General features: G+C 36.9%; 23 protein-coding genes and 1 tRNA gene. 12 read left to right on the top strand and 12 right to left on the bottom strand.

Translation table 11 applies throughout. From position 1 onward, the window contains the following. Positions 1 to 6 precede the first annotated feature (6 nt). The 5 genes from ACFOOI_RS00230 to ACFOOI_RS00210 form a co-directional block, all read right to left on the bottom strand. Positions 7 to 1,410: a hypothetical protein gene (locus ACFOOI_RS00230; protein ID WP_379833566.1), complete on the bottom strand. Its 1,404-nt coding sequence runs from the start codon at positions 1,408 to 1,410 to the stop codon at positions 7 to 9. 22 nt (positions 1,411 to 1,432) lie between these two features. Next, a complete protein-coding gene (locus ACFOOI_RS00225) occupies positions 1,433 to 2,875 on the bottom strand; it encodes a hypothetical protein (protein WP_379833563.1) in 1,443 nt (480 codons plus the stop codon). Between the two features lie 379 nt (positions 2,876 to 3,254). Beyond that, positions 3,255 to 4,307: a sugar phosphate isomerase/epimerase family protein gene (locus ACFOOI_RS00220; protein WP_379833560.1), complete on the bottom strand. Its 1,053-nt coding sequence runs from the start codon at positions 4,305 to 4,307 to the stop codon at positions 3,255 to 3,257. 71 nt (positions 4,308 to 4,378) lie between these two features. Next, positions 4,379 to 5,524: a Gfo/Idh/MocA family protein gene (locus tag ACFOOI_RS00215; protein ID WP_379833558.1), complete on the bottom strand. Its 1,146-nt coding sequence runs from the start codon at positions 5,522 to 5,524 to the stop codon at positions 4,379 to 4,381. 15 nt (positions 5,525 to 5,539) lie between these two features. Continuing rightward, the gene (locus ACFOOI_RS00210; protein ID WP_379840161.1) at positions 5,540 to 6,730 is read right to left on the bottom strand and encodes a Gfo/Idh/MocA family protein; all 1,191 of its coding nucleotides are present in this window, start codon (positions 6,728 to 6,730) and stop codon (positions 5,540 to 5,542) included. 394 nt (positions 6,731 to 7,124) lie between these two features. On the opposite strand from ACFOOI_RS00210, the gene ACFOOI_RS00205 reads away from it, so the two are divergent. The 5 genes from ACFOOI_RS00205 to lptC all read left to right on the top strand — a co-directional run bounded on the left by ACFOOI_RS00205 (position 7,125) and on the right by lptC (position 11,706). Beyond that, positions 7,125 to 7,664, top strand: a complete 540-nt coding sequence (locus tag ACFOOI_RS00205) for a hypothetical protein (RefSeq protein ID WP_379833555.1) — start codon at positions 7,125 to 7,127, stop codon at positions 7,662 to 7,664. A gap of 195 nt (positions 7,665 to 7,859) precedes the next feature. Continuing rightward, on the top strand, positions 7,860 to 9,071 hold the full coding sequence (locus ACFOOI_RS00200; protein WP_379833552.1) for an MFS transporter: 1,212 nt from the start codon (positions 7,860 to 7,862) through the stop codon (positions 9,069 to 9,071). Between the two features lie 63 nt (positions 9,072 to 9,134). Beyond that, on the top strand, positions 9,135 to 9,857 hold the full coding sequence (locus ACFOOI_RS00195; RefSeq protein WP_379833549.1) for a type III pantothenate kinase: 723 nt from the start codon (positions 9,135 to 9,137) through the stop codon (positions 9,855 to 9,857). Continuing rightward, on the top strand, positions 9,841 to 11,130 hold the full coding sequence (locus ACFOOI_RS00190; protein WP_379833546.1) for a hypothetical protein: 1,290 nt from the start codon (positions 9,841 to 9,843) through the stop codon (positions 11,128 to 11,130). Before ACFOOI_RS00195 ends, ACFOOI_RS00190 begins: the two co-directional genes overlap by 17 nt. A gap of 6 nt (positions 11,131 to 11,136) precedes the next feature. Continuing rightward, positions 11,137 to 11,706 carry an LPS export ABC transporter periplasmic protein LptC gene (gene lptC, locus ACFOOI_RS00185; protein WP_379833543.1) on the top strand — a complete coding sequence of 190 codons (570 nt, stop codon included), beginning with the start codon at positions 11,137 to 11,139 and terminating at the stop codon, positions 11,704 to 11,706. Here lptC and ACFOOI_RS00180 read toward each other — a convergent pair. From ACFOOI_RS00180 to tilS, 6 genes are all read right to left on the bottom strand, one after another. After that, on the bottom strand, positions 11,700 to 12,125 hold the full coding sequence (locus tag ACFOOI_RS00180) for a c-type cytochrome (RefSeq protein WP_379833541.1): 426 nt from the start codon (positions 12,123 to 12,125) through the stop codon (positions 11,700 to 11,702). The two genes, lptC and ACFOOI_RS00180, sit on opposite strands and share 7 nt — an antisense overlap. Next, positions 12,103 to 12,723 (bottom strand): SCO family protein, encoded by a 621-nt coding sequence (locus ACFOOI_RS00175; RefSeq protein ID WP_379833538.1) that lies wholly within the window; start codon positions 12,721 to 12,723, stop codon positions 12,103 to 12,105. The genes ACFOOI_RS00180 and ACFOOI_RS00175 overlap by 23 nt, the downstream gene beginning before the upstream one ends. Beyond that, entirely contained in the window at positions 12,720 to 13,148 is a 429-nt protein-coding gene (locus ACFOOI_RS00170) for a hypothetical protein (protein ID WP_379833535.1), read from the bottom strand. The genes ACFOOI_RS00175 and ACFOOI_RS00170 overlap by 4 nt, the downstream gene beginning before the upstream one ends. 15 nt (positions 13,149 to 13,163) lie before the next feature. Continuing rightward, on the bottom strand, positions 13,164 to 14,822 hold the full coding sequence (gene recN / locus ACFOOI_RS00165; protein ID WP_379833532.1) for a DNA repair protein RecN: 1,659 nt from the start codon (positions 14,820 to 14,822) through the stop codon (positions 13,164 to 13,166). A gap of 419 nt (positions 14,823 to 15,241) precedes the next feature. Then, complete coding sequence (locus ACFOOI_RS00160; protein WP_379833529.1) at positions 15,242 to 17,497, bottom strand: OmpA family protein; 2,256 nt, start codon at positions 17,495 to 17,497, stop codon at positions 15,242 to 15,244. 207 nt (positions 17,498 to 17,704) lie between these two features. Continuing rightward, a complete protein-coding gene (gene tilS / locus ACFOOI_RS00155) occupies positions 17,705 to 19,021 on the bottom strand; it encodes a tRNA lysidine(34) synthetase TilS (protein ID WP_379833526.1) in 1,317 nt (438 codons plus the stop codon). Between the two features lie 64 nt (positions 19,022 to 19,085). On the opposite strand from tilS, the gene ACFOOI_RS00150 reads away from it, so the two are divergent. Continuing rightward, positions 19,086 to 20,813: an OstA-like protein gene (locus ACFOOI_RS00150; protein ID WP_379833523.1), complete on the top strand. Its 1,728-nt coding sequence runs from the start codon at positions 19,086 to 19,088 to the stop codon at positions 20,811 to 20,813. Here the strand turns inward: ACFOOI_RS00150 and pdxH are convergent, their stop codons facing one another. Then, positions 20,814 to 21,458, bottom strand: a complete 645-nt coding sequence (gene pdxH, locus ACFOOI_RS00145; protein ID WP_379833520.1) for a pyridoxamine 5'-phosphate oxidase — start codon at positions 21,456 to 21,458, stop codon at positions 20,814 to 20,816. An 85-nt stretch (positions 21,459 to 21,543) separates the two neighbouring features. Here pdxH and ACFOOI_RS00140 point away from each other — a divergent pair, with 85 nt between their 5' ends. From ACFOOI_RS00140 to arr, 6 genes are all read left to right on the top strand, one after another. Then, positions 21,544 to 23,646, top strand: coding sequence for a DUF349 domain-containing protein (locus ACFOOI_RS00140; protein WP_379833518.1), 2,103 nt, complete (start codon positions 21,544 to 21,546; stop codon positions 23,644 to 23,646). A 114-nt stretch (positions 23,647 to 23,760) separates the two neighbouring features. After that, a tRNA-Thr gene (locus tag ACFOOI_RS00135) sits at positions 23,761 to 23,833 on the top strand. A gap of 75 nt (positions 23,834 to 23,908) precedes the next feature. Continuing rightward, entirely contained in the window at positions 23,909 to 24,160 is a 252-nt protein-coding gene (locus ACFOOI_RS00130) for a hypothetical protein (RefSeq protein WP_379833515.1), read from the top strand. Between the two features lie 111 nt (positions 24,161 to 24,271). Next, positions 24,272 to 24,856, top strand: coding sequence for an MCP four helix bundle domain-containing protein (locus tag ACFOOI_RS00125; protein WP_379833512.1), 585 nt, complete (start codon positions 24,272 to 24,274; stop codon positions 24,854 to 24,856). Between the two features lie 583 nt (positions 24,857 to 25,439). Beyond that, the gene (locus ACFOOI_RS00120; protein ID WP_379833510.1) at positions 25,440 to 25,712 is read left to right on the top strand and encodes a hypothetical protein; all 273 of its coding nucleotides are present in this window, start codon (positions 25,440 to 25,442) and stop codon (positions 25,710 to 25,712) included. A 300-nt stretch (positions 25,713 to 26,012) separates the two neighbouring features. Beyond that, complete coding sequence (arr, locus tag ACFOOI_RS00115; RefSeq protein WP_379833507.1) at positions 26,013 to 26,456, top strand: NAD(+)--rifampin ADP-ribosyltransferase; 444 nt, start codon at positions 26,013 to 26,015, stop codon at positions 26,454 to 26,456. The last annotated feature ends 70 nt before the right edge of the window (positions 26,457 to 26,526 follow it).

Raw genomic sequence — 26,526 nt, 5'->3', positions numbered from 1 at the left:
TTTGGTTTATTTTAGAAAATCTCTAGTATTGTATAAAGGAAATGTCGTTCCATAGTGGGCATTTATGGCTATAAGTGCTTCATTTGCGATAATGATATTTCTCAATTTCGAATTGCCCCTAAAATTATCTTCGAATAAATCTTTATAGTCAATTTTCACCTCATCATGAGTGATGTATTTACCCAAATAAACTTGTACATAAATGTAGTTTAAATCTAATTCTGGCCAAAGCATCTGATTTGCTAACTTAGATTTTATTGGTTTGTCATAAATTTTTATTGTCTCAGTGGCTTCCCAATTGGTATAATTTGTAATTTTTTCATCGTTTCTAATAAATGGTTTTATGTTCATATTAACTTTTGTACCTAATAGAGAGTCTATTTTTGAATCAGGCAAAATTCGTATAGCATTCTGGTTCAGCAAGAATCCTTTCTGATACTTTTCTAATTCTTTTCTTACCATATCAACTGAAACGATATTTAAAGAAAGATTTGGACTAGTTATTAACCCACTAATTATTATACCTTTTACGTTTTTACGCTTAGCTATATCACTAAAAAAGTCTAATTTGGCATTAGGTATTTGAGAGGGAATACCGCCAGGGCTCACGTACTCAATTTTTCTGGGAATATATCCATCAAACCCATTCTTGATAATTTGATCATCGTTCGTAGAAATATCAATTAAAAAATCAAATTTTTCTTGAAGTACTCGTTGATCATACTTCATATTAGTATCAAATCTTTTATAATGCACTGACATAGGTAAGTCTCCGCCTTGATTATAACCGTTACCAAAGCCTGTTACATCCACAAAGTTATCGATTCTAGTATTTTTTTTAATTTTTGTCAGCACCGGGTTCCCATCTAAATCTATAAACTCAACGGCTAAATTGTTTCTTGCAACTTTAAACTTAGGAACCGGACCTCCTGTCAAATTATCATTGGAATTAACATACGCCCATCCACCATTATAATCATTGATATCAAAATAAGGGTTATTAAATTCTACTCCCATTTGATTAGCTATTAGGTTAGGTAAACTAAATTCAATAGATTCGTTGTTATAGTTAGTATACCCCCCTCCTGAACCACTTGCCACCACTCTTAAGGGTTTAGATTTTAAATCAGGATCATCTATCCCAAGTTTTAAAATTTCTTCATTTTTTTTATCATATTTTTGTTTTTTCAGTTTAGCCCCAGTTGGCAATATAACTGCATCTCCTTCTGTAATAATACTCAAAAGTTTTCTTTTTGAAATCTTATCTTTATCGTCCCGAGTCTTCACCGTATCTCCATCAATAACCACGAAAGCAGGAAAATCAATAGTAGGCTCCAAAATCTCTTTTGGGTTGCAGTTGAGCATGAGGAAAGCTATTGAAATGCCGAGGGTTAGTGATTTTAGTTTCATTTTTTTGGAGTTGGATTTTGGTTTATTTTAGAAAATCGCGTGTGTTTAGTAAAGGAATTTCCAAACCATAATACTTGTTAATAGCAGTAATAGATTCATTAGCTATTACAACCTGTCCAATTACACTTGGATGTATTCCGTCTGACGAAAAGAATTCTTTGGAGGTTATTTTAATACCATCATGGGTGGTGTAAGTACCATTGAAAATATTTTCATAAATATTATATAAGTCCACTAAAGCAAAGTCTAATGTTTTTGCAATATTTATTGTTTCACTATTCTTATTAATGTAATAATTAAGGAAACTGTTCTTATCTACAGTAATACCTTCAGAATAAAAAAGCTTTTTATTTTCACTTATGAACGGCTTTATATTCATATTAACATTTTTGCCTAATAATGAATCAATCCTCGGCGTTGGCAAGATAGTTTTTAATTCATCAAAGTATAACGATCTCTTAGTATATGTATCTAATTGTTTTAAAACGCCTTCTTTTTTTACCCACTCCAAATAGGGGAACTTTAAAGCATTGGGGTATGTAAACATTAATCCCGTTAAGCCTTTCCTTTCTTTCACCTGTAATAAAAACTCCAAACGAGAACTCCTTCGAGTATTTTCCCAAGGCTTTGAATTATTATTTTCATAACCATCAAAGCCATTTGGAAAAGTATGTTCTATATCTAATAAGTTTCCATTATTTTGCATCCCAATACCATCAGCAACAATAATAAAATCAAAGTTTTCTTTTAATATTAATTCAGTAAAATTAATTGCTTTATTATCAATGTTTTTGAACCTTTGAAATCCGGTATTTTTTGCATTCATTTCAGATTTAAAAGTACTAAATTCTGGAATTGAATAATTATCATTCCGCTCTCCCAAAAAGGGCTTTAATTCAAAATCTCCATTGTTGCCTTTTCTTAAATAAGCAGTATTGTTGCTGACTTCCTTAAATTTAGGTACTGGGCCTCCAGTTAAATTAAGATTGGTAGGTACTGCCCTTCCATATCCGTTATAATCTTCGGCTGAAAAATAAGGTTGCTTAAAATCTACCCCCATCTGATTAGCTATTAGGTTTGGAAAACTAGTTTCTAATCCCTCATTGAAATAACCGCCATCTCGAACACCAGCTGCCACTGCTCCACCTACGGCAATCATGCGAAATGGCTGATTAGATGCAGAAATATTCTTTATTTTTGATATGTTAGGTTTTTTTGTACTATTTCCTGAAACTGGATATTTTTTAAAATGAACGGTAGTATCTCCATAAAATATTCTTAAATCTTGCGGATTGGTGTTAATACCAAAATTTCCTAAACTTTGGTCTGATCTCACCTTGATAGTGTCTCCGTTTATGATTTGATAAAGATTTGTATCTAATTCAGGCTCCAAAATCTCTTTTGGGTTGCAGCTGAGCATGAGGTAAGCTACTGAAATGCCGAGGGTTAGTGTTTTTAGTTTCATGTGTTTGGATATTTGTAAGTCTGTAAAGACTTTTTGCTGTTAAAGGGAGATGCTTGTGTTACTATTTTAAATTGAATACTCCTAAAGTTGTTAATTATTGTAGAATTCTCCGGATTTTTCTTTCTGACATAATTTTACTGTAAATATATGTACGCCATTTTTATTTTTTTACTTATTATTAATATTTCTCTTTAAAAAACTATAATCGAAATTCAAAAACACTATTTCCTTAACACTATAATAATCATTTATTTACACTTGATTTAAATCAATTTTTATTCACTTCAAAAAGAAAACTGGCCATAAAAAAAGTGGCCGGAAATACTCCCGACCACTTCTGGCATTTTTGCCTATTTTTTTATTTAGCTTTTAATATAACTTATATGCCCAATGCTCTTTTGTTAACGGCTTCGTCTGCACCTGTGGCTGCGAAATCGTCAAAGGCTCTGGTGGCTACTTCTATAATGTGGCTTTCGATAAACGGAGCACCTTCGGCCGCACCTTGCTCAGAAGACTTGATGCAACACTCCCACTCTAACACCGCCCAACCGTCGTAGTCGTACTGTGAAAGTTTAGAAAATATAGCTCCGAAGTCCACTTGCCCGTCGCCCAATGACCTAAATCTTCCGGCTCTGTCTGCCCAACCCGCATAACCACTATAAACGCCTTGCTTACCCGATGGATTAAACTCGGCATCTTTTACGTGAAATGCCTTGATACGGTCGTGATACAAATCTATAAACTGTACGTAGTCAAGACATTGCAACACAAAGTGACTTGGATCATAGTTGATATTGGCACGTTTGTGTCCGTCGAGATAGTCCACAAACATCTCAAAAGTGGTTCCGTCAAACAGGTCTTCGCCAGGGTGAAGTTCATAGCAGTAATCTACGCCATTTTCGTCGTAAATGTCAAGAATAGGCTTCCATCTAGCGGCTAATTCTTTAAATGCTGTTTCTATAAGTCCGGCCGGTCTTTGTGGCCATGGATATAAAAAAGGCCATGCCAAAGCACCCGAAAAACCAACATGTGAGGTTAATCCCAAGTTTTTAGAAGCAATAGCCGCATATTTAAGTTGGTCGGTAGCCCAGGCCCTTCTGGCAGTTTCGTTTCCATGCACTTCGGCAGGAGCAAAAGCGTCATACATGGTATTGTAAGCAGGGTGCGAGGCGATCAACTGCCCTTGCAGATGTGTAGAAAGCTCAGTTATGACCAATCCTTTGTCAGAAAGTTTTCCTTTTAGCTCATCGCAGTAGGTCTGAGACTCCGCCGCTTTTTTGATATCGATTACACGTGGGTCCCACGTAGGCAGCTGCACCCCTTTATAATCGAGGTCTGCCATATAATCTGTGATGGTATCTAATGAGTTAAATGGGGCTTCGTCGCCCATAAACTGAGCTAAAAATATACCTGGTCCTTTTATTGTTTTCATATTTTTTTTTAGAATAAACCAACATGCGTTGGCTGTTAAGTTGAATAATTTAAATTTTCAAAACCCGAGATTTAAACCTTCGTCCATTGGTCGCTGCGGCTCGAATCCAAGATTCTTTCACAAATCAATAACTCTCTATAACCGTCTGCAAAAGTCGGATATTTCGGCGATGCCGGCGGAGCTCCAGCGGCTACGGCTTCGTATACTTCTTTAAATAATTGCTTTGAGGTGTCTCCGAAGCCTTCGTTGTGCCCACCTGGGTAGGTTATAAGCGAACGAACCTCTTCGTGTACCAACGAAGGATCACGCATCAAAAGACCGTTTGCACCATCTCTTACACCTATCCACATTTCATTAGGCGACTCTGAGTTCCACGCCACCGTTTTTTCTGAACCCGAAATCTCAACTTTAAGTTGGTTTTTTCTACCTGCCGAAACCTGCGAAACGGTGATAGAACCACGGTTTCCATTATCGAAACGAAGCAACACGTTGGCGTGGTCTTCGGTGTTTATTTGTACATCTGCGTAGTCTTCTGGCTGGAGCATTTTGCCCGAATAAGTCTCTACAGGCTTAAGTGGCTTTTTACGGATTTTGTGAACCGTATTAAAGTCCGCCATAACTTCCACTGTTTTTAGACCTGTAACGTATTCTATCAAATCCAATAAGTGCGAACCGATATCGGCAATCGCTCTTGAGTCTCCTGATTTGTCTGGCTCAAGTCTCCAGTTGTAATCTGTAGCATAAAACAGCCAATCTTGTAGATATGACCCGATAACCGAGTATATCTCGCCCAATTCGCCTTTTTCACGCATGGTTTTCATTTGACGTACAAGGGGGTAGTATCTCAAATTAAAATGCACGGCGTTTACCAGTCCAGTTTCTGCTGCTATTTTTACTAATTCCTCTGCCTCTACAAGGTCTTTGGCCAATGGTTTTTCACAAACCACGTGTTTACCGGCTAGCAAAGCAGCTTTTGACTGCGAATAATGCAGAAAGTTAGGCGTGCAGATGTGCACACACTGAATATCTTCCATAGCCAAAAGCTGCTCAAAGGTGCAAGGTCTTTCAATGCCCAGCTGAGCTGCTTTTTGGGTAGCTAATTCTATGTTTACTTCACAAAGGGCCGTTACCTCAATATTGGGCAAACGCCTTAGTGCTTCTATGTGTGCCGGTCCGATAAAACCAGTTCCTACTACTCCAACTTTAATTTTAGACATCTTATAACGTTATATTTATATTTCAAATTTGGTCCACTTCTCTTCGCTTGCGTTAGATTTCACTACGGTGTTTATGAAAGCCATGCCTCTCAGACCTGCCTCCACACCCGGAAAATCGTGAATTTCGGGATCATAACCGTTGGCATCGTCTTGAGTGCCGCCTAGGGTACCTTGTGCCACGGCTCTCTCTTCGGTACCCCAGCGGGCACGAAGTGCGTAAGCGAAGTTTCGATAGATATTCGCAAAAGTTTCCACATAACCCTCAGGATGGCCGGCTGGCTGACGAGTATGTGCTTGTGCATGTTTTGACAAGTTACCCACTCCCGTTCTAATTATCCGCGAACCTGTTTCTTGGTTGGTAAGTTCTAAGGTGTTCGGCTCCATTTGTCTCCACTTGAGGCCGCCAAACTCACCGTAAACTCTTATGTTTAGGTCGTTTTCTTCTCCATTACAAATCTGACTGTTGTGCAAAATCCCTTTGGCACCGTTATCAAATCTTAAGAGAATATTAGCGTCGTCGTCTAACTGGCGTCCTTCCACAAAAATCGTCAGGTCTGCACAAAGCTCCGTTATTTGTAAGCCTGTGATGTATTCGGCCAAGTTTTCGGCGTGCGTACCTATATCACCTACTCCACCTGCAGCTCCACATCTGGCAGGGTCGGTTCTCCAAGCGGCTTGCTTTTGTCCGGTAGCTTCTACTAACTGCGACAGCCATCCTTGGGGATATTCTACGATTACTTTTCTGATTTTTCCTATGGCACCAGATTTTACTATGGCTCTGGCCTCTTTTACCATTGGGTATGCGGTGTAGTTGTGCGTTAGGGCAAACAACAAGCCGGAGTTTTCTATCACCGTTTTCAGCTCCTTTGCTTCTTCCATGTTGAGGGTTATGGGTTTATCCAACACCACATGAAAGCCATTTTCTAAGGCAAATTTGGCAGCTTCAAAATGCACGTGATTGGGGGTAACGATAGAAACGAAGTCCATTCGCTCACCTTCTGGAAGTGCTTTTTCCGTTAAAATCATTTCTTCGAAAGAGCCGTACACCCTTTTGGGGTCTAAGTACAATGCCTCTCCTGTTTTCTTTGATTTTTCGGGATTAGAGCTGAATGCTCCACATACCAATTCAATCTCGCCGTCTAGTGCGGCACCTCTCCTATGAACAGCTCCTATAAAGGCTTCAAGGCTTCCGCCAATCATGCCCATCCTTATTTTACGTGACATTTTTAAAATTTAGGTTGAAATTTATGCATGCAATTTTATGAAAAATATGGCAGTCGAAAAAATTAAACCTTCTAAAATTATAGATTAAGGCGATATAAAAAGTCAATTTTAAAAATTATTGAAAAATGACGGTTCTGCTTTTTATTTTCTGGTAGATAAAACAGAATAAAACATTTCAATATCAGACACTTTACATATTCTATTTATGTAGAAAGCGAACTGATTATTATCAGAACCCAATAACTCTAGTGTTTAAATTTCTCCAAAAAACCTTCCTTCAATAAGTTTTTGAGAAAATATAAACGTTTATAAATGCTTGATTTTAAATTGGTATAGTTTTTGAATTTCTACTAATGAACATAAAATCATAAAAAATATGACAGCATTAGACGCCATTGGAAAATTTTACGAAAACGAAGCTCTAGGAAACGACGGAGGAGCTGAAAAAAAAATCATTTGGTTTAAGTTTGGATTTATCTACATCCCGATGCCCAACCTAGCCTCACGAAGTGAGAATTTGTATTTGCATGACATATCGCATGTAGTAACCGGAAACGACGTTTCTTGGAAAGGCGAAAGCAGCACCGGTAGCTGGGAAATAGGTGCAGGTGGCTGGATGAACCTTTGGTTTCCTATGATTCTGACCATTTGGTCGATGGGCATAGGCGTTATGTTTTATACCAAAGCTTCTTACAGGGCATTTCAAAAAGGAAAAACTATGTATAACGCAGGTACGTGCGGCATACCCTTAGACGAGCTTTTGCCTCTGAGTATAGAAGAACTAACAGCGAAACTAACACGACCGGCTGGTCAAGAAAATAAAGCTAACTATTTTGTGTGGGCCGCCATTTGTATAGTGGCATGGGTGGTTCCATTGGCACTAATAGGCTACGGAATTTACTCGATTTTTGCATAATTGAGTCAAAACATCTTTAAAAACAAGAAACACCTGTATGGCTATTTGTCCATTTGGGTGTTTTTTTTATGTTTTGAGAGCGATTTTTATTTATTGAAAGTGTTTTTTCTACAATTATTTATTTTTCCTTTATCAAAAAATAAAAAAAATGTAGATTTACAAAATTTAACAACCAACCCTTAAATATTAAAGTATATGGTAAATGACAAACGATTATTTCTCGGCAGCTGTTTTGCCTTGATTACTACCGCATTTTCTTTCAGTATCAGAGCAGGTATTTTGCCGCAGCTTGCAACAGATTTTAATCTATCAGGAGAAGAGCTAGGCTTCATTAATTCTATGTGGTTTGTCGGTTTTCCGGTAGCCATGATAATCGGTGGTTTGGTTTACCACACCGTAGGTCCAAAAAAAATCATGATGATCGCTTTTGTATCTCACACTTTAGGTATTTTATTGACTATTTATCCCCAAATTTTGGGAGGTTACACGGGCTTATTGGTTTCTACATTTCTAATTGGAATTGGAAACGGATGTACAGAAGCAGCTTGTAACCCAATGATAGCAGACACCTACCAAGGTGCTACCATGAGCAAAATGCTTAACAGATTCCACATGTGGTTTCCTGGCGGTATCGTAATCGGAAGTTTATTATCTAAGTTTATGACAGATGCCAACATGGGCTGGGAAGCACAAATTTGGCTAATTATGATCCCTACCCTTATATATGCATACCTTTTCTGGGGTCAAGAGTTTCCGAAACCGAAAGTGGAAGGAGTTAAATCTATCGGCGAAAACCTAAAAGCAATGATTTCTCCTCTATTTATATTTATGTTTATCTGTATGGCCATCACTGCTATTACGGAGTTTGGCCCGCAACAATGGACGGGGCTTATCATGAGTAAGTCAGGTGCAAGTCCGATGTTAATTTTAGCTTTGGTTACAGGTTTAATGGCTGTTATTAGATTCTTCGCAGGTTCTATTGTAGCTAAATTTGACCAAACAGGAGTATTATTAGGTTCAGCTGTTTTGGCTACTATCGGTATTTACTTGTTCAGTACCCAAACAGGAGCAATGGCATACGTAGCAGCAGTATTTTTCGCAATGGGCGTTGCACTTTTCTGGCCAAACATGGTTGGTTTTGTTGCGGAGAAAGTTCCACTTAGTGGAGCCTTGGGTATGTCGGTAATTGGCGGTATTGGTATGTTCTCTACGGCTATTTTCCAACCGATAATCGGTCGCTGGATTGATACTGCTAAAATAGAGCAAACTGCCTTAGGCCTAACTGGCGACGAAATGGAACTGGCTGCTGGTCAGTCTACTTTGGGCACCATGTTAACTTTTCCACTTATTTTAGTAGTGGCATTTACGATTTTATTTTTCTGGCAAAAAAAGGCAAAAGCTGCTTAATGTAACTTAGTCTCACCCTATATTTGTAAGGCCGTTCATAAACTGAGCGGCCTTATTTTTTTTATGAAAAATGCTTGTATAGATTTCGGAAATACCAGAATTAAAATTGGCCTTTTCGAAAATCAAAAACTTATTGCGGTTGATAGATTTTTAAATCTTGAGGAAGTGGTGACTTATTTAATCCAAAAAAAAGCAGACCACGCCATAGTTTCGTCGGTAACGCTAGACCAAGATGCCATAAAAACCGCTCTTCAATTTCTAAAATCTTTGGTTTTTCTGAACCATCAGACGCCCCTACCAATCAGAAATGATTACGCCACACCTGAAACCCTCGGTTATGATAGATTGGCAGCTGCTATCGGAGCACAAGTGCATTTTCCTGAGAAAAACTGTTTGGTATTAGACCTTGGCACAGCCATCAAATATGACTTAATTTTAGCTGAAGGAATATTTAAAGGAGGCATAATTTCTCCTGGAAAAAGAATGAGATTTAATGCCTTACATACTTTTACAAAAAAACTGCCGTTATTGGATTCGGACGAATATCCAGAACTTGTGGGAGACTCCACCGAAAGCTGTATGCAGAGTGGTGTTATAAACGGTTTAATCGCAGAAATAAACGGAATAATAGAAGAATACTTAAAAATCTATAAATTAACGCTTATTATTTGCGGAGGAGATGCTCCTTTCTTTGAAAGTAAGATAAAATACCCGACCTTTGCAGCTCCAAATTTGGTATTGGAAGGTTTGAATAGAATATTAATATATAATGTTGAAAACAGTTAAAAATTTACTTGTTGTTTTAGTTTTAATTTCCACACAAAAAGCCTTGTCACAAGGCCAAGGAAGTAGTCCCTATGCTACATTGGGTGTAGGAGAAATAAACTCTGAAACTGTTGCGGCACAAGATATGATGGGCGGAGCTGGGGTTTCGTTTACCAACACTTTTTATTTAAATCAAATAAACCCTGCTTTGATCGTAAAAAACAGGTCTATCGGATTCAATAAATACGTAGCATTAAATGTAGGCTTAAAAGGAGCATACAGCGTTTTGAGCCAAGGGGCCAATATCCAAGAAAATTTCGGCCTAAACTTGAGCGGAATATCAATGGCATTCCCACTAAAGCCAAAATGGGCGATGGCGGTAGGAATAAAGCCCTACTCTTCAGCTGACTTCACAGCTGTTAAAGAAAAGACATTTGATGGCAGCACCATAAAAAACTCAACCGAATACAAATCTTCGGGTGGTTTGACCAAAGTAAACATGGCTCACTCGTTTCAAATAGCCAAAGGATTATATTTTGGAGTTGACGCGTCGGTGCTTTTTGGAAATATAGTAAAAGATACCACTTCGGTAATAGTAGGAACAAACACCTACTACAGAAACAGTGCAAGAACCAACCTTCACGGAGTAAACCTAAAAGGTGGCTTGGCGTATCAATACAAAATAAACAAAAAATGGAACGCCAATATAGGAGCTGTTTATAACTTAGGCTCAGACCTAAAAGGTGAAAAAATCAGAACATTCAGTGTGCTAGGAGACAACGGAAACGGACCTGCATACATATTAGCTCCTGACACGCTTGGAATCAGAAATATTAGTTCTAGCCTACCAAGTTCAGTAAAGTTTGGTGTGAGTTTAGAAAGTGCCTATCACTGGGTGTTTGCGGCTGACTATGGTATGACCAAATGGGCAGGCATAAACCAATACGACAAAGTAGCTCAAGCGACTTTTAAAGATGCCACTGAACTAAACCTAGGCATTGAGTGGTTACCAAATGCTTCTTCATCGAAGTATATCAATCAGATATTTTACAGAGCGGGTTATAAGCAAATCCAATCGCCATTTGTAGTAAACGGTACTCAAATATTAGACAAGAGCTTCTCATTCGGAATATCTGTACCGATGGGCTTCAGAAACCCAAGTTATGTAGACTTAGGAGTGGCTATTGGCCAAAGGGGTGTGAACTCAGGCGGAATAATAGCTGAAAACTACACGAAAATAAGTGCTAACTTCTCACTATTGAGCACTTGGTTTAACAAACCAAAAATTGACTAAATAACAATGAAGTCTTTATATGCTATTTTTTTTATAGCCCTTATTGGCTCGCCCGCATTGATTTCTTGTGAAGACAAAAAAGCAGTTAAGGAATTCATTGCTTACAAGGGGCCAATACTGACCGTGGACAATCTCGCCATAAACTTCTCAGATTCTGGCCGAGTAAAAGTTAAAATGTCTACAGCAAAGCAATTAAAATACGTTAACCAAGACGAAGTATACCCCAAAGCAGTATTTGTTAATTTCTTAGACAAAAACGGGGTTGAATATTCGAGTCTTAGAGGCGACTCAGGGAGATATTCGAAAGAAAACAACCTGTATGTATTAAAAGGAAACGTATTCTTTAATAACAGACTTCTACAACAGAGTCTTTCTACAAATGAATTGTACTGGAACCCGGTTACCAAAAAGATTTATTCTGACAAATTGGTTTCTATAAAAACACCTAGGGAGACTATAACTGCCTCAGGAGGAATGGAAGCTACCGAAGACTTCTCAAAGTATTCATTAAAAAAGCCGAAAGGTGTATTTATGGTAGACTCTATCCGAACTATTGTAGATACTACTGCTCAATAATTGCAATTGGCTTTTTCGACTTCTTCTACCGTCACTAGTTTCTTGGTTGATTCGTCGCCCCACTTGTCATAGATATAAGTCGCTATTTGAGCATGGTCTAGGCTATACAATTGATTGTTTTTGGGCATCACCTGATTATATTTTTTACCATTGACGACTATCTCACCTTTTAGCCCATTTTGAATGGCACAAATTATTTTAACCCTATTTGCTAAGTAATCAGAGCCCTTTAGAGGCGGATATAAATCTCGGAGGCCTTCACCATTGACGCCGTGGCAGTTGGAGCAGTGTTGAATATACAAGTCGCCTCCATAAATCACATATTGTTCGTATTGAATTTGATCATCGGAGGTACATGAAAACGCAGTTACACCGAGCAGTGCAAACAAGAAAATTTTACTTCTTAAGTAGTAATTCAATATCTTTTATCAGTTTATTTACTTCAACTTCTTTCGTACCATCATAAACTCCACGGATTCTTTTTTGTTTGTCTACCAACACAAAAGCACCACTGTGTATAAAACCGCCCTCATTTACGGCTGTAGAGTCTTCTAAAGCCGAAACCATATAGTCTTTCTGAGCAATCTCGTAGATTTTTTCTTGCTCGCCAGTTACAAACTGCCAGCTATCGCCTTTTATGCCTAATCGGTCTTTGTATTCCTTTAAAACCGAAATGGAGTCGTGGCGTGGATCAATGGTATGTGAGATTATACCAAAATTTGGATTGTCTTGAAATTTCTCGTACACGCGAATCATTTGGGTTTTCATAACCGGACAAATGGTAGGACATGAGGTAAAAAAGAAATCGGTGACATATACCTTATCTTTCACAAAATCCTGGGTCAGACTATCGCCATTTTGATTAATAAAAGCGAAATCAGGGATTTTATGATATGTGGTATCGCCGGAGGCAGAAACGTCAGTTTGACCCAAAATAGGCAACTCACGCGAAGAATCGCCACAAGACCAAATTAATGATATAAGACAAAAGAATATAATTGGTTTTAAAAATCTCATTTAACAGTTGAATTTGTAGCAACATAAGCTTTTGCTTTTGCAATAGACTCGTCAGTTAGCGTAGTTATGTTTTTGATTTCGGTATTAAGTTCTTTGTATAGTTTCAGTTTCTCTTCTTCGTTTTTTACATCGTTCATGGCTTTGCCAAAGTTATCCATCCACAGGTACATGTCGTCTTCGGCTTTTTGTAAAGAAGTAGAAATCTCAAGTGCTTGATTTTTTAATGAATCATTTGAAGTTTCAGCAGCCGCCAAAAGGTCTTTTTTTACACTTGCTATTTGCATGGTTTTGGGCATCACATCGTCGTGACCCTTCATTAGCTCTGTATTTACAGTTTCTAGCTCCGCTTTTAATTTATTGTTACAGCTACTTAAACTCAAGGCTGTCGATAATAAGACTACTCCCAATAAATTTACCTTTTTCATATTTTTTAATTTAAATTAATTTTTATCTACTAACATTTCTTTTGCACTTTGAATAGCACTTTCTGAGGGGTTTTGTCCCCCAATCATTTTTGCCAACTCATTTATACGTTCATCGTGACTTAGTTTTTTCATCAAACTGACCGTTTTTATGTCTGAATTGTCTTTATAAACATATAAGTGCGTCTGTCCCCTACCTGCTATTTGGTGCAAGTGCGTGATGGCTACCACCTGAATGTTTTTGGCCATATCATCCATCATTTTACCTACCTTGATGGCTACTTCACCCGAAATTCCGGTATCTATTTCATCGAAAATAATAGTTGGCAAGGCTCTTTTTTCTGCCAAAATATATTTCAAAGCCAACATTAACCTCGAAAACTCACCGCCTGAAGCTACTTCTTTTAACGACTTAGGCGAAAGGCCCTTGTTTGCCGAAAACTCAAACGCGATTTCGTCTTGACCGTCGGCCCCTAGTTCTTTTATTTTACTGGCGATTTTGATTTGGGCGTCTGGCATTCCCAGTTCGTGAAGCAGCACTTCAATGTTTTTTTCAAACTTACCAATAACCGAAACCCTTGACTTACTTAACTTCTCTGCTTTGGTCTTAACTTTTTCTAAAGCCGCTGCTTTTTCTTTTTCTAGCTTTGCGATCTCCTCCGAAAGGTTGGCAACTGTATTTACTTTTTCTTCAAAATCGGCTTGTAAAACGAGCAACTCTGCCACGGTTTTTACACTGTGCTTTTGCTGAAGTTTATACAATAGATTTAACGAATCTTTTACCTCAATAGTTCTGTCTTCGTTGACCTCCACTGCACCTTCAATACGCTCTATTTCGCCGCTGATGTCTTGAAGCTCTATCAATGTGCTTTGTAACCTTTCTTTTAGGCTTTTATATTTATCCGAAATTTGGCTTATAAAACCCAAGGCCAAACCCGCTTCCTTGACTAATTGAAGCCCAGAAAGCTCCGAATTGTTTAAAAAATCAAATGATTGTGAGAGTCTTCGTTTTACTTCTTCAGCGTTTTCGAGTTCCAACAACTCTTCCTCAAGTTCTTCTTGCGAAAAATTCTCCAAACGAAGCGATTTTAACTCTTCGAGTAAAAACGAATTATAGTCTAACTCTTTCTGAAATTGAGTGGCACTTTCTTTTAGCTGAACTAGTTTTTTCTCTACTTTTCTAAAAACCACATACGACTCCTTAAACTCTTCCAGCAGTGGTAAATTTTGAGCGTAAGCGTCTAAAATAGAAAGTTGGTATGTATTGGAACCGAGCTGAATGGTGTCATGCTGAGAGTGAATATCCATCAAAAACTCGCCAAGTGGCTTGAGGATTTCGAGGGTAACGGGGGAGTCATTCACAAATGCCCGTGACTTGCCAGCTGGCGAAATTTCCCTTCTAATAACACAAATATCTTCGTATTCGAGGTCGTTTTCGTCAAAGAAGCTTTTCAGACTTAAATTTTTTATTTCAAAACTGCCTTCTACAAAACACTTTTCATCTTCTGAATAAAGAGCTTTGGTGTCGGCTCGGTTTCCCATTAGTAGACCGAGAGCTCCAAGCATGATAGATTTTCCTGCTCCAGTTTCACCCGTAATAATATTTAGCCCTTTGCCAGGTGCTATTTCGAGATGCTTTATAAGAGCATAGTTTTTTATAAGTAGACCCGTCAGCATTTTAAAAAAATGGTTTCCCCAAAATTAAAGATAGATTCAGTAGGAAACAAAAAAAGCATCATTCAAAATTGATGATGCTTTTCCAATAAACCTTAACCTTAAACTATGAAAAAAAAAACTATCTTCTAATAAGTTTGTCGTTTTAACCAATTATGGTTTTATCTAAAACCTATTTTAATATTTCTGTTCTTATAAGGAGAAGAAAAAAAAAGCATCAAGCAAACTGTTGATGCCTTTCCAATAAACCTTAACCTTAAACTATGAAAAAAAAAACTAACTTTAAGTGGGAGCTAAATACTTCAATTATTTATAATACACCACTTTAAAAAACTTTTGTTTGGGAAAGATAAAAAAGCATCGCTCAATTTGGCAATGCTTTTTATGACATTAACCTTAACCCTAAACTATGAAAAAAAATCTTACTTTCTGTAACTATAAACCTCTCTGATGCTCAACACCTTAAACTCCGTCCTTCGGTTTTCTTGGTGCTTCTCTTCCGAACACGGAATTCCGTCTTCGCATACATTTACCAACTCCGTCTCACCATATCCTCTGGCTGTTAATCTGTAAGGATCTATACCTTTTTTGATTAAATATTTAACAGTCTCTTGAGCCCTTTCGTCTGAGAGCTTTTGATTGTGCTCTGAGGTAGCTCTGCTGTCTGTATGTGATCTAATTTCGATTTGAATATCTGGATACTTTTCTAAAATCGGTATAAGCTTTGTGTCAATGGCCTTTCTGGCGTCTGCCCTTATTTCAGATTTACTAAAATCATAATAGATATTGTCTATCTTAAATATATCACCTTCACCAATCATGCCAAAGTTTTGTTCAATTGTCGAATTTCTTCTCGAGGACTTAACTTTACCTATATTTTCGGTGTTTTTGGCGTAATTTTCTTTTACGGCAGTCACTAAATATTTCCCGTCACGATCTGGCATAAATGTGTAGCGTCCGTCCATTCCTGTTATTACGGTCTCTATGCTACCATCTTTCTGATTTTCAAGTGTTACCACTGCTCCAGGAATAGGCTTTTGGTTCAGCTCCGAAATGATTTTACCCTTAACCATTTGCCTTCTGCTTGGCTCCAAATATATCTTTAACACTTGGTTTTTAGAAAGCGAACTCGACATAGATCCATAGGTGATACTCCCAACTTCGTAACCCTCTTTAAAGGCCTTAAAAGAGAAGTCTACTCCGGACTCCAAACACACCGAAGTGGCACCACTCGAATTGGTCAAATACATTTGTTTGTTCACCCCATTTTTCACCAATCTCAACTCCGTATCTCTGATTGGCTGCTGCGTATTTGCGTCGTAGACAAACAGCTCAAGCATTTTGCAGCCTTTTTGGAATGCATATATATTATCGTCTGAATAGCCTTTTTTACGATTTGAACTAAAATATCCGCTTGAACGATCCGCTCGCGTGATTAAGCCAAAGTCATCTTTGGTAGAGTTTATCGGATACCCAAGGTTTTCTACTTCACCAAATGGCAAACCATTCCTAAATTCCATGTAAAAAATATCCATGCCACCCAAACCCGCATGACCGTCTGAAGCGAAATAGAAATTGCCAGCCTCATCCATATACGGAAACATCTCGTTTCCTTCAGTGTTCACCTCTCTGCCAAGGTTTACAGGTGATCCCCATTGCCCGTCTTTGTAGTCTACCACGTATATATCGGTGCCGCCGTAGCCACCCGCCATATCAGACACAAAATACAGTTTTCGGTTGTCCGTTGACAGTGCCGGATGCCCCGTAGAATAATCGTCGGAGTTAAATGGAAGCTCTTTTACATCTCCCCACTTGCTCCCTTTTTTGGTAGCGATGTAGAGTTTGAGCATATTTACACCACTCTCACTTTTTCTTGACCGGCCTTTATTGTAGTTATTTCTAGTAAAAATCAGTTTTTTATAATCGTTGAAAAAAGTAACCGGGCCTTCGTGATATTTGGTATTCAGAGCTTTGCTAAACTCGTCTATTTCGGGCTCTACTACTTCTTCAAATGAATCGTTACTTACTTTTGAAGGCTTATTACCTTTACTTCCAGAACCCAAAGTAGCTTGCTGAGCGTCTAGCGAAGCTAACTTCCTGGTTTCGCGAGCTAGCTGCATGGTATCACTAAAAAGAAATAAGTCTAAAAAAGGAGTTTCATTTTGGTTAAAAATACGTTTTATGCCTGAGCCCTCATTTCTTGCCGAAACAAACACGAGGCCGTTTTCGTAATACATTGGGCTAAAATCAGAATATTTGGAGTTAATAGGATACAGATAGTCAACTTTATAAAGGGCCGAATCTTTGAAAAACATAGAGTTGTCCATGTAGGCGACTGTAAATTTCCGTCCTCGGAGGTCTTCTTTTTGTTGTTCGCCGTATTTGCTGTAATATTTTTGAGACTCGCGGTATTTACCGTTGTTGGCCAGCGACTGAGCATAAAACAAGTACTGCTCACTTTCTAACTTACTTTCATAAGTTTTAAAAAGGTCTTTATATACTCGCTCGGCGTTTTTGGTGTCTTGTAGTTTTCGGTAGCAAAAAGCCAATTTCTCCAAAGCTTCTTTTTGATGCTCATTTTTGCCTGCGGATGAAGCCAAATAGGTTTCATAATTTCGGATAGCTTGTGGATAGGACATTTTTTCGAACTCACTGTTTGCCGCTTTAAAACGACTCATTTGTGCCATTGTTTGTGAAAACATCAGCAAGCAAACTACGAGGAGGCCGTACGTATTTCTAGTTAAGGACAGCATTTTAAATTTATATTAATTAGGAAAAACTAAGGTTTTTTTTCTTTGTACCTAATCAATTATCAAACTGCGTGCCAAAAAATAAAATTACTGAAAATCAAGATTACAAAATACTAATAATCAAATATTTAATATTTAAAAAAAAGTTAACTTTAAGACATTTTTACTATTTTCGGAGCATCTATAGTTATCGCTTATACGTCTTTTGCAAACCCAAAGTACTTGAGTTTGGTCGCACAGTAGCAGTTGTGTTTTTTTGTGGTGTGGTTCTATTTTCAGGTCGATCAAAAAGTCAGAAATCAGTTTCTTACCTTTCATTCCGAAAGGCACAAATACGTCTCCTTGCTGCCAAGTGCGGAGCGTTAAAGGCCATTGGATTTTGTCCAATTCTAAAAAAGCGAAGCTTGGGTTTTTCAAATCTGCGGTAGCAATGTCGGATCCTACTTTTTCTACAATTAACTTATTTACCCCAAATGAAAACTCACCAAATCCACTAATTACTAAAGGCTTAAATTCATGTTGTGATTTTTCACTTAAAAACCACGACTTCCTTCCACAAAGAATTTGATGACTTTCTGATAAAAAACTGGTACCTGAATTATTAGACGCAAGCATGTCCTTTACTTGATTTATATTAAACCCAAAAGGCTTTAGGTATTCTTCTAAAAGCAAAGGATGTCCGGCAAAAGCCATTACCTTTTCAAAATCAATCAAAACTCCATCAGACTGAATTTCAAGCACTTGCTTTTCAAATTCTGAGAGTTGATGCTCAAAAATAGCCCGCAAGTCGACAAATCGCTCTAGGTTTATGCTTACCGTTTGCTCCAATCCCGGGTTTATTTCTTTCAAAACAGGCATAACCTCATGTCTGATTTTGTTTCGTTGATAATCTGTGGTAGCGTTCGAAACGTCTTCACGCCAAGTTATGGCATTAGTATCTATATAGTTTTTTATATTTTCAGATGAGGCAAAAAGTAGCGGCCTTACGATGTTTTGGGTCTTATTTGGGATTGAACTTAAGCCCTTAGGTCCTGTTCCTTTCGAAATATTAAGAATTAAAGTTTCTATGCTATCGTTGAGGTGGTGGGCTGTTGCCAAATAATCGTATTTTTCTTCTTTAAGCAACTTCTCAAACCATTCGTAACGAAGTGTTCGGGCGGCCATTTGAGTAGAAACCTTTGCACGAGCGGTATATTTTTTTGTTTCAAATTTGACCGAAAAAAAAGGAATTTCATGTTCCTCACAAAATGTTCTCACAAAGGCTTCATCTCCATCTGAATCTTCGGCTCTTAACTGAAAATTGCAATGGGCCACTCCTATTTTAAACTTTAAAGCATGCAAAAGGTGCAGCAAAACCATGGAGTCTTTGCCGCCACTGACGGCCACCATCACCCGATCTACCAAAGTAAAAAGCTGATGTTTGTTAATATATGCTAAAAACTTTTCTTCCATTCATTCAAAAAAATATAGTTTGACAAAAATACGTTAATTTTGCCTAATGATTAAAAATTCAAGATTGAGACCCATAAAATCATATTTTCAGAAGCTGATTTTATTTGGCTTTTTATACAGTATTACTCTTTCGGCATTGGCCCAAAAACCTCTAAATCCAATAGCTGACAACGGCCCAAAGTCACGTATAGAGCTAATTAGAGCCGATAGTTTGGTTGGAGATAACACCGTAAGCCAAACCCAAACCTTTATGGGAAATGTAATTTTTAAGCACCGAGGCGTACTTTTAGGATGCACCAAAGCTATTCATAATCAGTCTTCAAATATCATAGAAGCATACGGCAAAGTAGTGATAAACCAAGGCGATACGCTAACGATTGTAGGCGACACGCTGCTTTATGACGGAAACCAACGCATGGCTCAGGTTTTGGGCAAAAATGTAACACTTAGAGACAAAAAAGTAACTTTGCGTACTACTAAAATTCTATATAACCTCAATAACGACATCGCGTATTATCCAAAATTCGGTACGATTAACCAAGACTCAAGCAAACTCTCGAGCAATCAGGGTTATTACAATACCAAAACCAAGTTTTTCAATTACATAGGCGATGTAGAAATCCTGAATCCATCCTATACCCTTTGCACCGACTCACTCGACTACGATACATATTCTAAAATGGCTTATTTTAAGTCGTTTACCACCATAAAAAGCAAAGATGGCGATTTGTCTTCTTACAAAGGCACTTACAATATCAACACCAAAGTTTCTCATTTTGAGGGAAGGGCTCGCGTGTCTAATCTTGATTATGCGTTAGAAGCAGACACCTTGATGTTTGACAACATTGCGGAGTCGGGCTTGGCCAAAGGAAATGTGTATTTTGTATCTTTTACTGACAGCCTCACTATTTTAGGTAAAAAAGGAATCAGAACGGGTAAGTTGGGTCTTACCAAAATAATGGGACAAACGCTCTCTCGCTACATCAGCAAAACCGACACCTTGTACTTGAGCTCTGATACGCTTTTGATTTATGAAAAAATAAAAGACAAGTTTTTACCTGACAGTTTAAAAAGCAATTTTAAACCCATAAAAACAGATAGCCTTTTACTAAAAGACAAAAAAACGAAGTCAGATTCATTATTTACTTCAACTGCTTCAAAAACTCCACTGGATTCTACAAAAAAAGATGACCTAAGAAGAAACATGGAGAAACTTGTAGCTGATGGAAACGTAAAGGTTTTTAGAAAAGACTTTCAAAGTATCTCTGATTCATTGGTTTATGACCTTAAAGACTCCACAATTTTCTTTTTCCAAACGCCTGTTATTTGGAATAATCAAAACCAATTAGAAGCCGACAGTGTGGTTATTTACATGAAAAACAATCGTCTGAGCAACATGGAGCTTAGACAAAATAGCTTTGTGGTGGCATCTGATACTATTAAGAATTTCAACCAAATAAAAGGACGAAAAATAGATGCTTATTTTGATAAAGCATCTGCCATAAAAGACATAAAAGTAGATGGAAATGGCGAGTCGCTATACTTTGCTTTAGATGAAAAAAACAAGATTGTGGGTTTAAACAAAGTGCAGTGCAGCAACATGAACTTTAGTTTCAAAGACAAAAAAATAAAACAGATAACATTTAGGGGGAATCCGGAGTCAATGCTAATTCCGCCAAGAGAAATAGTAAAACCAGACATGGCTTTAGAAAAGTTTGAATGGAAGTCTAACAAAAAACCTACCAAGGAGCTTGTCGTCAATGGTAGGTCATTTGCATTACCGGGGCTATAATCACGGATTTAAACGTGTTATTTTCCAAGTATTTTCTTCCAAACTATATAACAATCTGTCGTGAAGTCGGCTAGGCCTACCTTGCCAAAACTCTATGGTGCTCGGCTTTAACACATACCCGCCCCAGTGTGGCGGCCTTGGTATAGGCGATACATTTTTAAATTTTTCTTCGAAAAAAGCCTGACTTTTCTCTAAAACATCTCTGCCTGAAACCTCCTCAGACTGCTTGCTCACCCATGCCCCTATTTGACTAGAAATTGGCCTTGACCAAAAATAGGCATCAGAATCTCCTTCAGAAACCTTACTTACTTCGCCCTCAATTCTGACCTGACGCTCAAGCCCATCCCAAAAAAACGTAAGTGCAGCGTATGGCGAACCGCCCAATTGCTGCCCTTTATGGCTTTCGTAGTTGGTAAAAAAAGTAAATCCTTCGGTATCAAAACCTTTAAGCAAAACCACCCTAGCAGAGGGCTTTCCGTCTTTGATAGTAGACAAAACCATAGCGTTTGGTTCCTTTACGTCGCCATCAATCGCATCTTTAAACCAAGTCCTAAATTGTTCTATCGGATTTTGGGAAACATTTTCTTCTAAAAGTTCGTTTAGTTCGTACGATTTACGAAGACTAGAGACTAATGAATTATCCATATTTATAAACCTTTATGCTTTTTGTTACGTATTATTATTAAATTTGCGTCCTATTTAATTAGACCTCTACAAAAATATTTTTTTGATGATTGACCAAGAATTAGAACCGACCAACAACACTGAGAATAACACCGGTGCCGAAAACATAGTTTCGGAAAAAACTGAATTGTCTGCTGAAAACAGTACTGCTCAAACGGAAACTCTAGAATCATCTGCTGCAAATGCAGAAGAAACTTCTGAGGCTACATCCGCTGATGCCGCCACTGATTCGCCGCAGTCTTCTTTAGACGCAAATGCATCTGCAGAAGAGCCGCAAAATACGGCAATTCCTACTTCGGAAAATATGACTGAGGTCACACGAAAGCCTGAAAATGAAATAGAGGACATCGAGGAAATTGAAGAAGAAGTTGAGATTCCTGATTTTGACGAAAACTTTGACAACTTTGAAAAGAAAGATTTTGTAGCTCTAGCAGACAAAATGTTAGAAGCCATGAATGCTAGAAACTTATCGGTTTCGGATGTTAAAAACATCGATAATGTAATCAAGGCCATCCATCCGGCATTTGATGAAATTAATATTAAAGCCAAAAAAGACGCTAAAAAAGCATACGTGGCAGAAAATGGCTCTGACGAAGGTTTTGAATTCAAAAATGACAACTATGCTATCCGTTTCGAGGGTATTTTAATTCAAATTAGAGAAAAAAGAAATGCGTTTTTCCAAAAACTTGAAAGAGAAAGAGAAGACTATTTCGAAATAAAAACGAGACTACTTCAGCAATTGAGAGACATTGTAGAAGTAGAAGAAAAAGGCGAGTCAAAAAACAACTGGGATGCTTTCAAAAAGCTACAGTCTGACTGGAAAAATGCAGGAAATGTAAATTCTCCTCACAATGGCACCCTTTGGTCTGCATATAACGCTTTGGTTGACAGATATTTTGATATTAGAAGTATACAAAATGAACTGAAAGATTTAGATAGAAAGAAAAATATTGAATTAAAAGAAGAGGCCGTAGTTAAGATAGAGGAAATAGCAGAAACTCTAAAAAATGCTCCGCTTACAAACGCTACTCTCAAAAAAGCCAATGACTTGCTTAACGAATACAAGCAAATAGGGCCTGGCATTAGAGAAGAGCAAGACGCACTTTGGGCGAGACTAAAGAAGGCTTTTGACTTAATATATGACAAGAAAAGAGAATTGGCGACAGAAAACCAGTCGCTGATGGAGGATATATATAATGCTAAAGCTCAAATACTAGAAAACTTAAAGCCATTTTTGAGCTTTGACTCTGACAGCATAAACGAATGGAATGCCAAGTCAAAAGAAGTAATGGCGATTCAAGACCAATGGAACTCTATAAAAGGCCCAATGCCAAGAGAAAAAGGCAAAGATATCAGCAAAGATTTCTGGGCAACGCTAAAACATTTCTTCAAAAACAAAAGTGAGTTCTTTGCAAAACTAGAAGCTAAAAGAGAAGCTAACCTAAAAGCCAAAGAAGCACTTTGTGTTGAAGCCGATGCAATACTTGCGGCTGAAGACCATTCTGCACCAAACACAAACAGAATTATTGAACTTCAGAAAAAATGGAAATCAATAGGTCAGGTTCCTGAAAAATACAAAGATTCTCTTTACAATAGATTTAAAGCTGCTTGTGATAAATATTTCGATTTAAAACGAAATGAAAACAAGGCCCAAGACGAAGAATTTAAGGCAAACTTGGCCAAGAAAGAAGCCATTTGCAATGAAATAGAAAACCTAGTAAAAGCAGGCGATGCAAACCTAGCCAAACTGAGCGAATACAAGAAAAATTTTGGTGCAATAGGATTTGTGCCAAGAAAAGATATTCAGAGCATTCAGACGAGGTTTATTAACGCCATAAACGATTATGTGAAGGCCGCTTCGGGATTAGACAAATCGGAGAAAGACAAACTTATGCTTCAAAACGAAGTAGAGGTGGTTTTAAAGTCAGGCGGTGGTTCTAAAAACTTAGACAAACAAGAAAACGATATTCGCAGGAAAATCAAAGGACTTGAAGACGAAATCTCTTTGACAAAAAACAATATGGAGTTTTTTGGTTTCTCAAAAGGAGCAGAAAAACTAAAAGAAGAGTACCTGAAAAAAGTTACGAAAGCGGAAATTGAGCTGAAAGAATTGCAAGACAAACTTAAGCTAATAGTTGCCGCAAATTAATTTCGATTTAAAGTGACTGAAAATCAAAGTCTTGTATTTTTTTTCAAAAAAAGTTTCGAAAATACTTGCACAGAACGTTTCAACGCATTAATTTTGCATCACTTTAAAGAGAACGCCTCTTTAGCTCAGCTGGTAGAGCAACTGATTTGTAATCAGTAGGTCATTGGTTCGATCCCGATAAGAGGCTCTTAGAAGTCAAAACCGATTCAGAAATGAGTCGGTTTTTTTTGTTTTTAGTCTCATTACAATTCTCATTACAAAAGTGAAAGTTGGGGATCAAGCAAAAAAGTTGGGGGGAAAGGAATTTGATATTTACTTTGGGGATCAAGCAAAAAAGTTGGGGGAGAGGAATTTGATATTTACTTTGGGTAAAAAAAACTCTTTTATGACGCAAGATTTTATCCAACTATTACTTCCGGAAGGACTATTCGAATATTTTGATTTAGTCAGGTATAAACCCGCGATTTCGTCCAAACGATTTATTCAAGGCTCATTGCTGGTTAAAATTATTTAATTAAATTTATACTATAACCCTACTTGATGTCGGGCGTAAATAAAATAAATTAATCCGAAATCCTTCATTTTGTAATTGAGGTATGTAGGGCAAAATTAAATAATTAACCATATGAATATTTTCACTAAAATAAGATGGGTTGCAAGCATTCTTTTGGTATTCTTTATTGTACTCATAACTAACATTATTGACCGAGACAATTTCAATCGACTTACCAATTCTGTGAAGACTATGTTTGAAGACAGAATTGTGGCTAGTGACCTTTTGTTCGATATTACAAGGATAATTAAAGAAAAGCAAATAGCTATTCTGACCTCTGACACTAACTTTTTCAAGAATCAAAACAATAAACTTAATCAAGAAATTGATCAATTGTTAGATAGGTATGAAATTACAAAATTGACTGAAAAAGAGAAACGCCATTTAAATCTTCTGCAAGAGGAATTAAAAACTCTAAAACAAAAAGAAAAGTCGGATGTCAATTTATCAAACGGTGAGCTAATCAAAAGTATAGAAATAATAGACGAACAATTATACAAGCTGTCAAAAATTCAATTACAAGAAGGTAAAGAGCAAGTATTAATTAGTAACAAAGCCAAAGACACTATCAACCTTTATACCCAAGGAGAAATTATATTCTTAATTATTATGGCAGTACTAGTTCAGATAATTATTCTGTACAAACCGAAAGAATAAAGAGCTACTCAAAATAGCTAAGCCATCTTTGCCAAAACAATAAAAATTTGGATACGACTAAAATATGCACAAAAAATACCCGATGCTTTCCATCACTTTTTTTTGCTTTTTGATTTACAAATCTTATTAAGCTATGGTCTTATATATTGTGCAAGGTTAGCTTTAATGACATCTAATGCTTATTAGGAATTTTACACTACGCAAGCACTTAACATCTTCTATGTCACTTGAAGCAACTACATATTTACATTCTTTTGGCTCCTTATCCTTTGAAGCTATATTTACAATATTTTTCACATTAGCAAACAATATCAAGGGCTAAATACCAATTCAAGTCTAAGGGATATTTATAAATGTACGTTTTTACTACTAAAACCCTGATATTCATAAATACATTTAATAGAATACCTCTGCTGATTTTTTAAATAAAAACTCACTCAAACAACCAATTAATTAAGATGGATAGCATTGAAAATGAAATAGCTTTATGATAAAATAAACACACTTCAATCGAATAATTTCGCAAGAGAAAGTGATACAAAAAGTTTAAATATTTTTATATTTGTTCAATAAATTTAAAAAAATGAATAGAATTTTAGTTTTAATTACACTTTCAGAAAATGGAATTGACATCATAAAATCAAATCCTGAATTACCTAAAAAGGAAATGGAATATGTCAATCAATGGAAACAACAGAATATTTTAGAAAGCTTTTTCATTTCAGTCTCAAAAAAAGACGCAGTTTTAATTTTTCAAAACATTGACGAAATCAAGACAAAGGAGCTTATAGAAATCTTGCCTTACTTTCCACATATGGAAAAAATCGAATATCACAATTTAAATAAACAGTTTTAATCCAAATAGATATTCTAGAAAAAATTTCTAAAGAAATGCACCTATAAATTAAAACCAAACCTTAAATTGCTTCTTAGTTTTCAAATAGCTAATAGCCAAGGGATAAGATCGATCAAACTCTTAAGAATTAAACTTAATACTTGATAAAACTTATAACATTAGTTGATAACAAATTCCGAATTATACAGATAAATTTCAGAATATCAACTTTCTTTGCTTACAAATTTATGAGCAAATAATTCTTATTAAATTAAGCTAACAAACCCGAGTAATCGAAAATGAAATAGAAAAAATAAAATTATGGACAACCTATACAAAGAAGAGGACCTCACCTCAAATCTACCAAAACCTTTTTCTCAGACATACTTCCACGGCACAAAAGCAGATTTAAAAATAGGTGATTACATTCAGATAGGATTTAAGTCCAATTACGAAAATAGAAAACTGAAACATGTTTATGTTACAGCTACTTTAAATACGGCGATTTTGGGTGCTGAACTTGCTTCCGGCAATGGCATGGAACGAATTTATTTGGTAGAAGCAACGGGGGCAATTGAGGATGACCCGAATGTAACCGATAAAAAGTTCCCTGGGAATCCTACGATGTCGTACCGTTCTGAACACCCATTTAAAGTAGTCGGTGAAGTAAAAATTTGGCAGGGACGTACACCCGAACAAATAAAAGATATTAAAAATGGACTTGAAAAATTAAGTAAACAAGGGGAAAATATAATTTTAGATTAGGTTTAGTATTAATTCTTCAACTTTTAAAATTATTTATCCTTGTATTATTTTATTCAAAGGTATTATAACA

It is taken from the genome of Lacihabitans lacunae, assembly GCF_042649125.1.
Taxonomy (GTDB): Bacteria; Bacteroidota; Bacteroidia; order Cytophagales; family Spirosomataceae; genus Leadbetterella; species Leadbetterella lacunae.
Note: the sequence above shows the minus strand (reverse complement) of the source record. Positions and strands in the feature narration are given on the sequence as shown.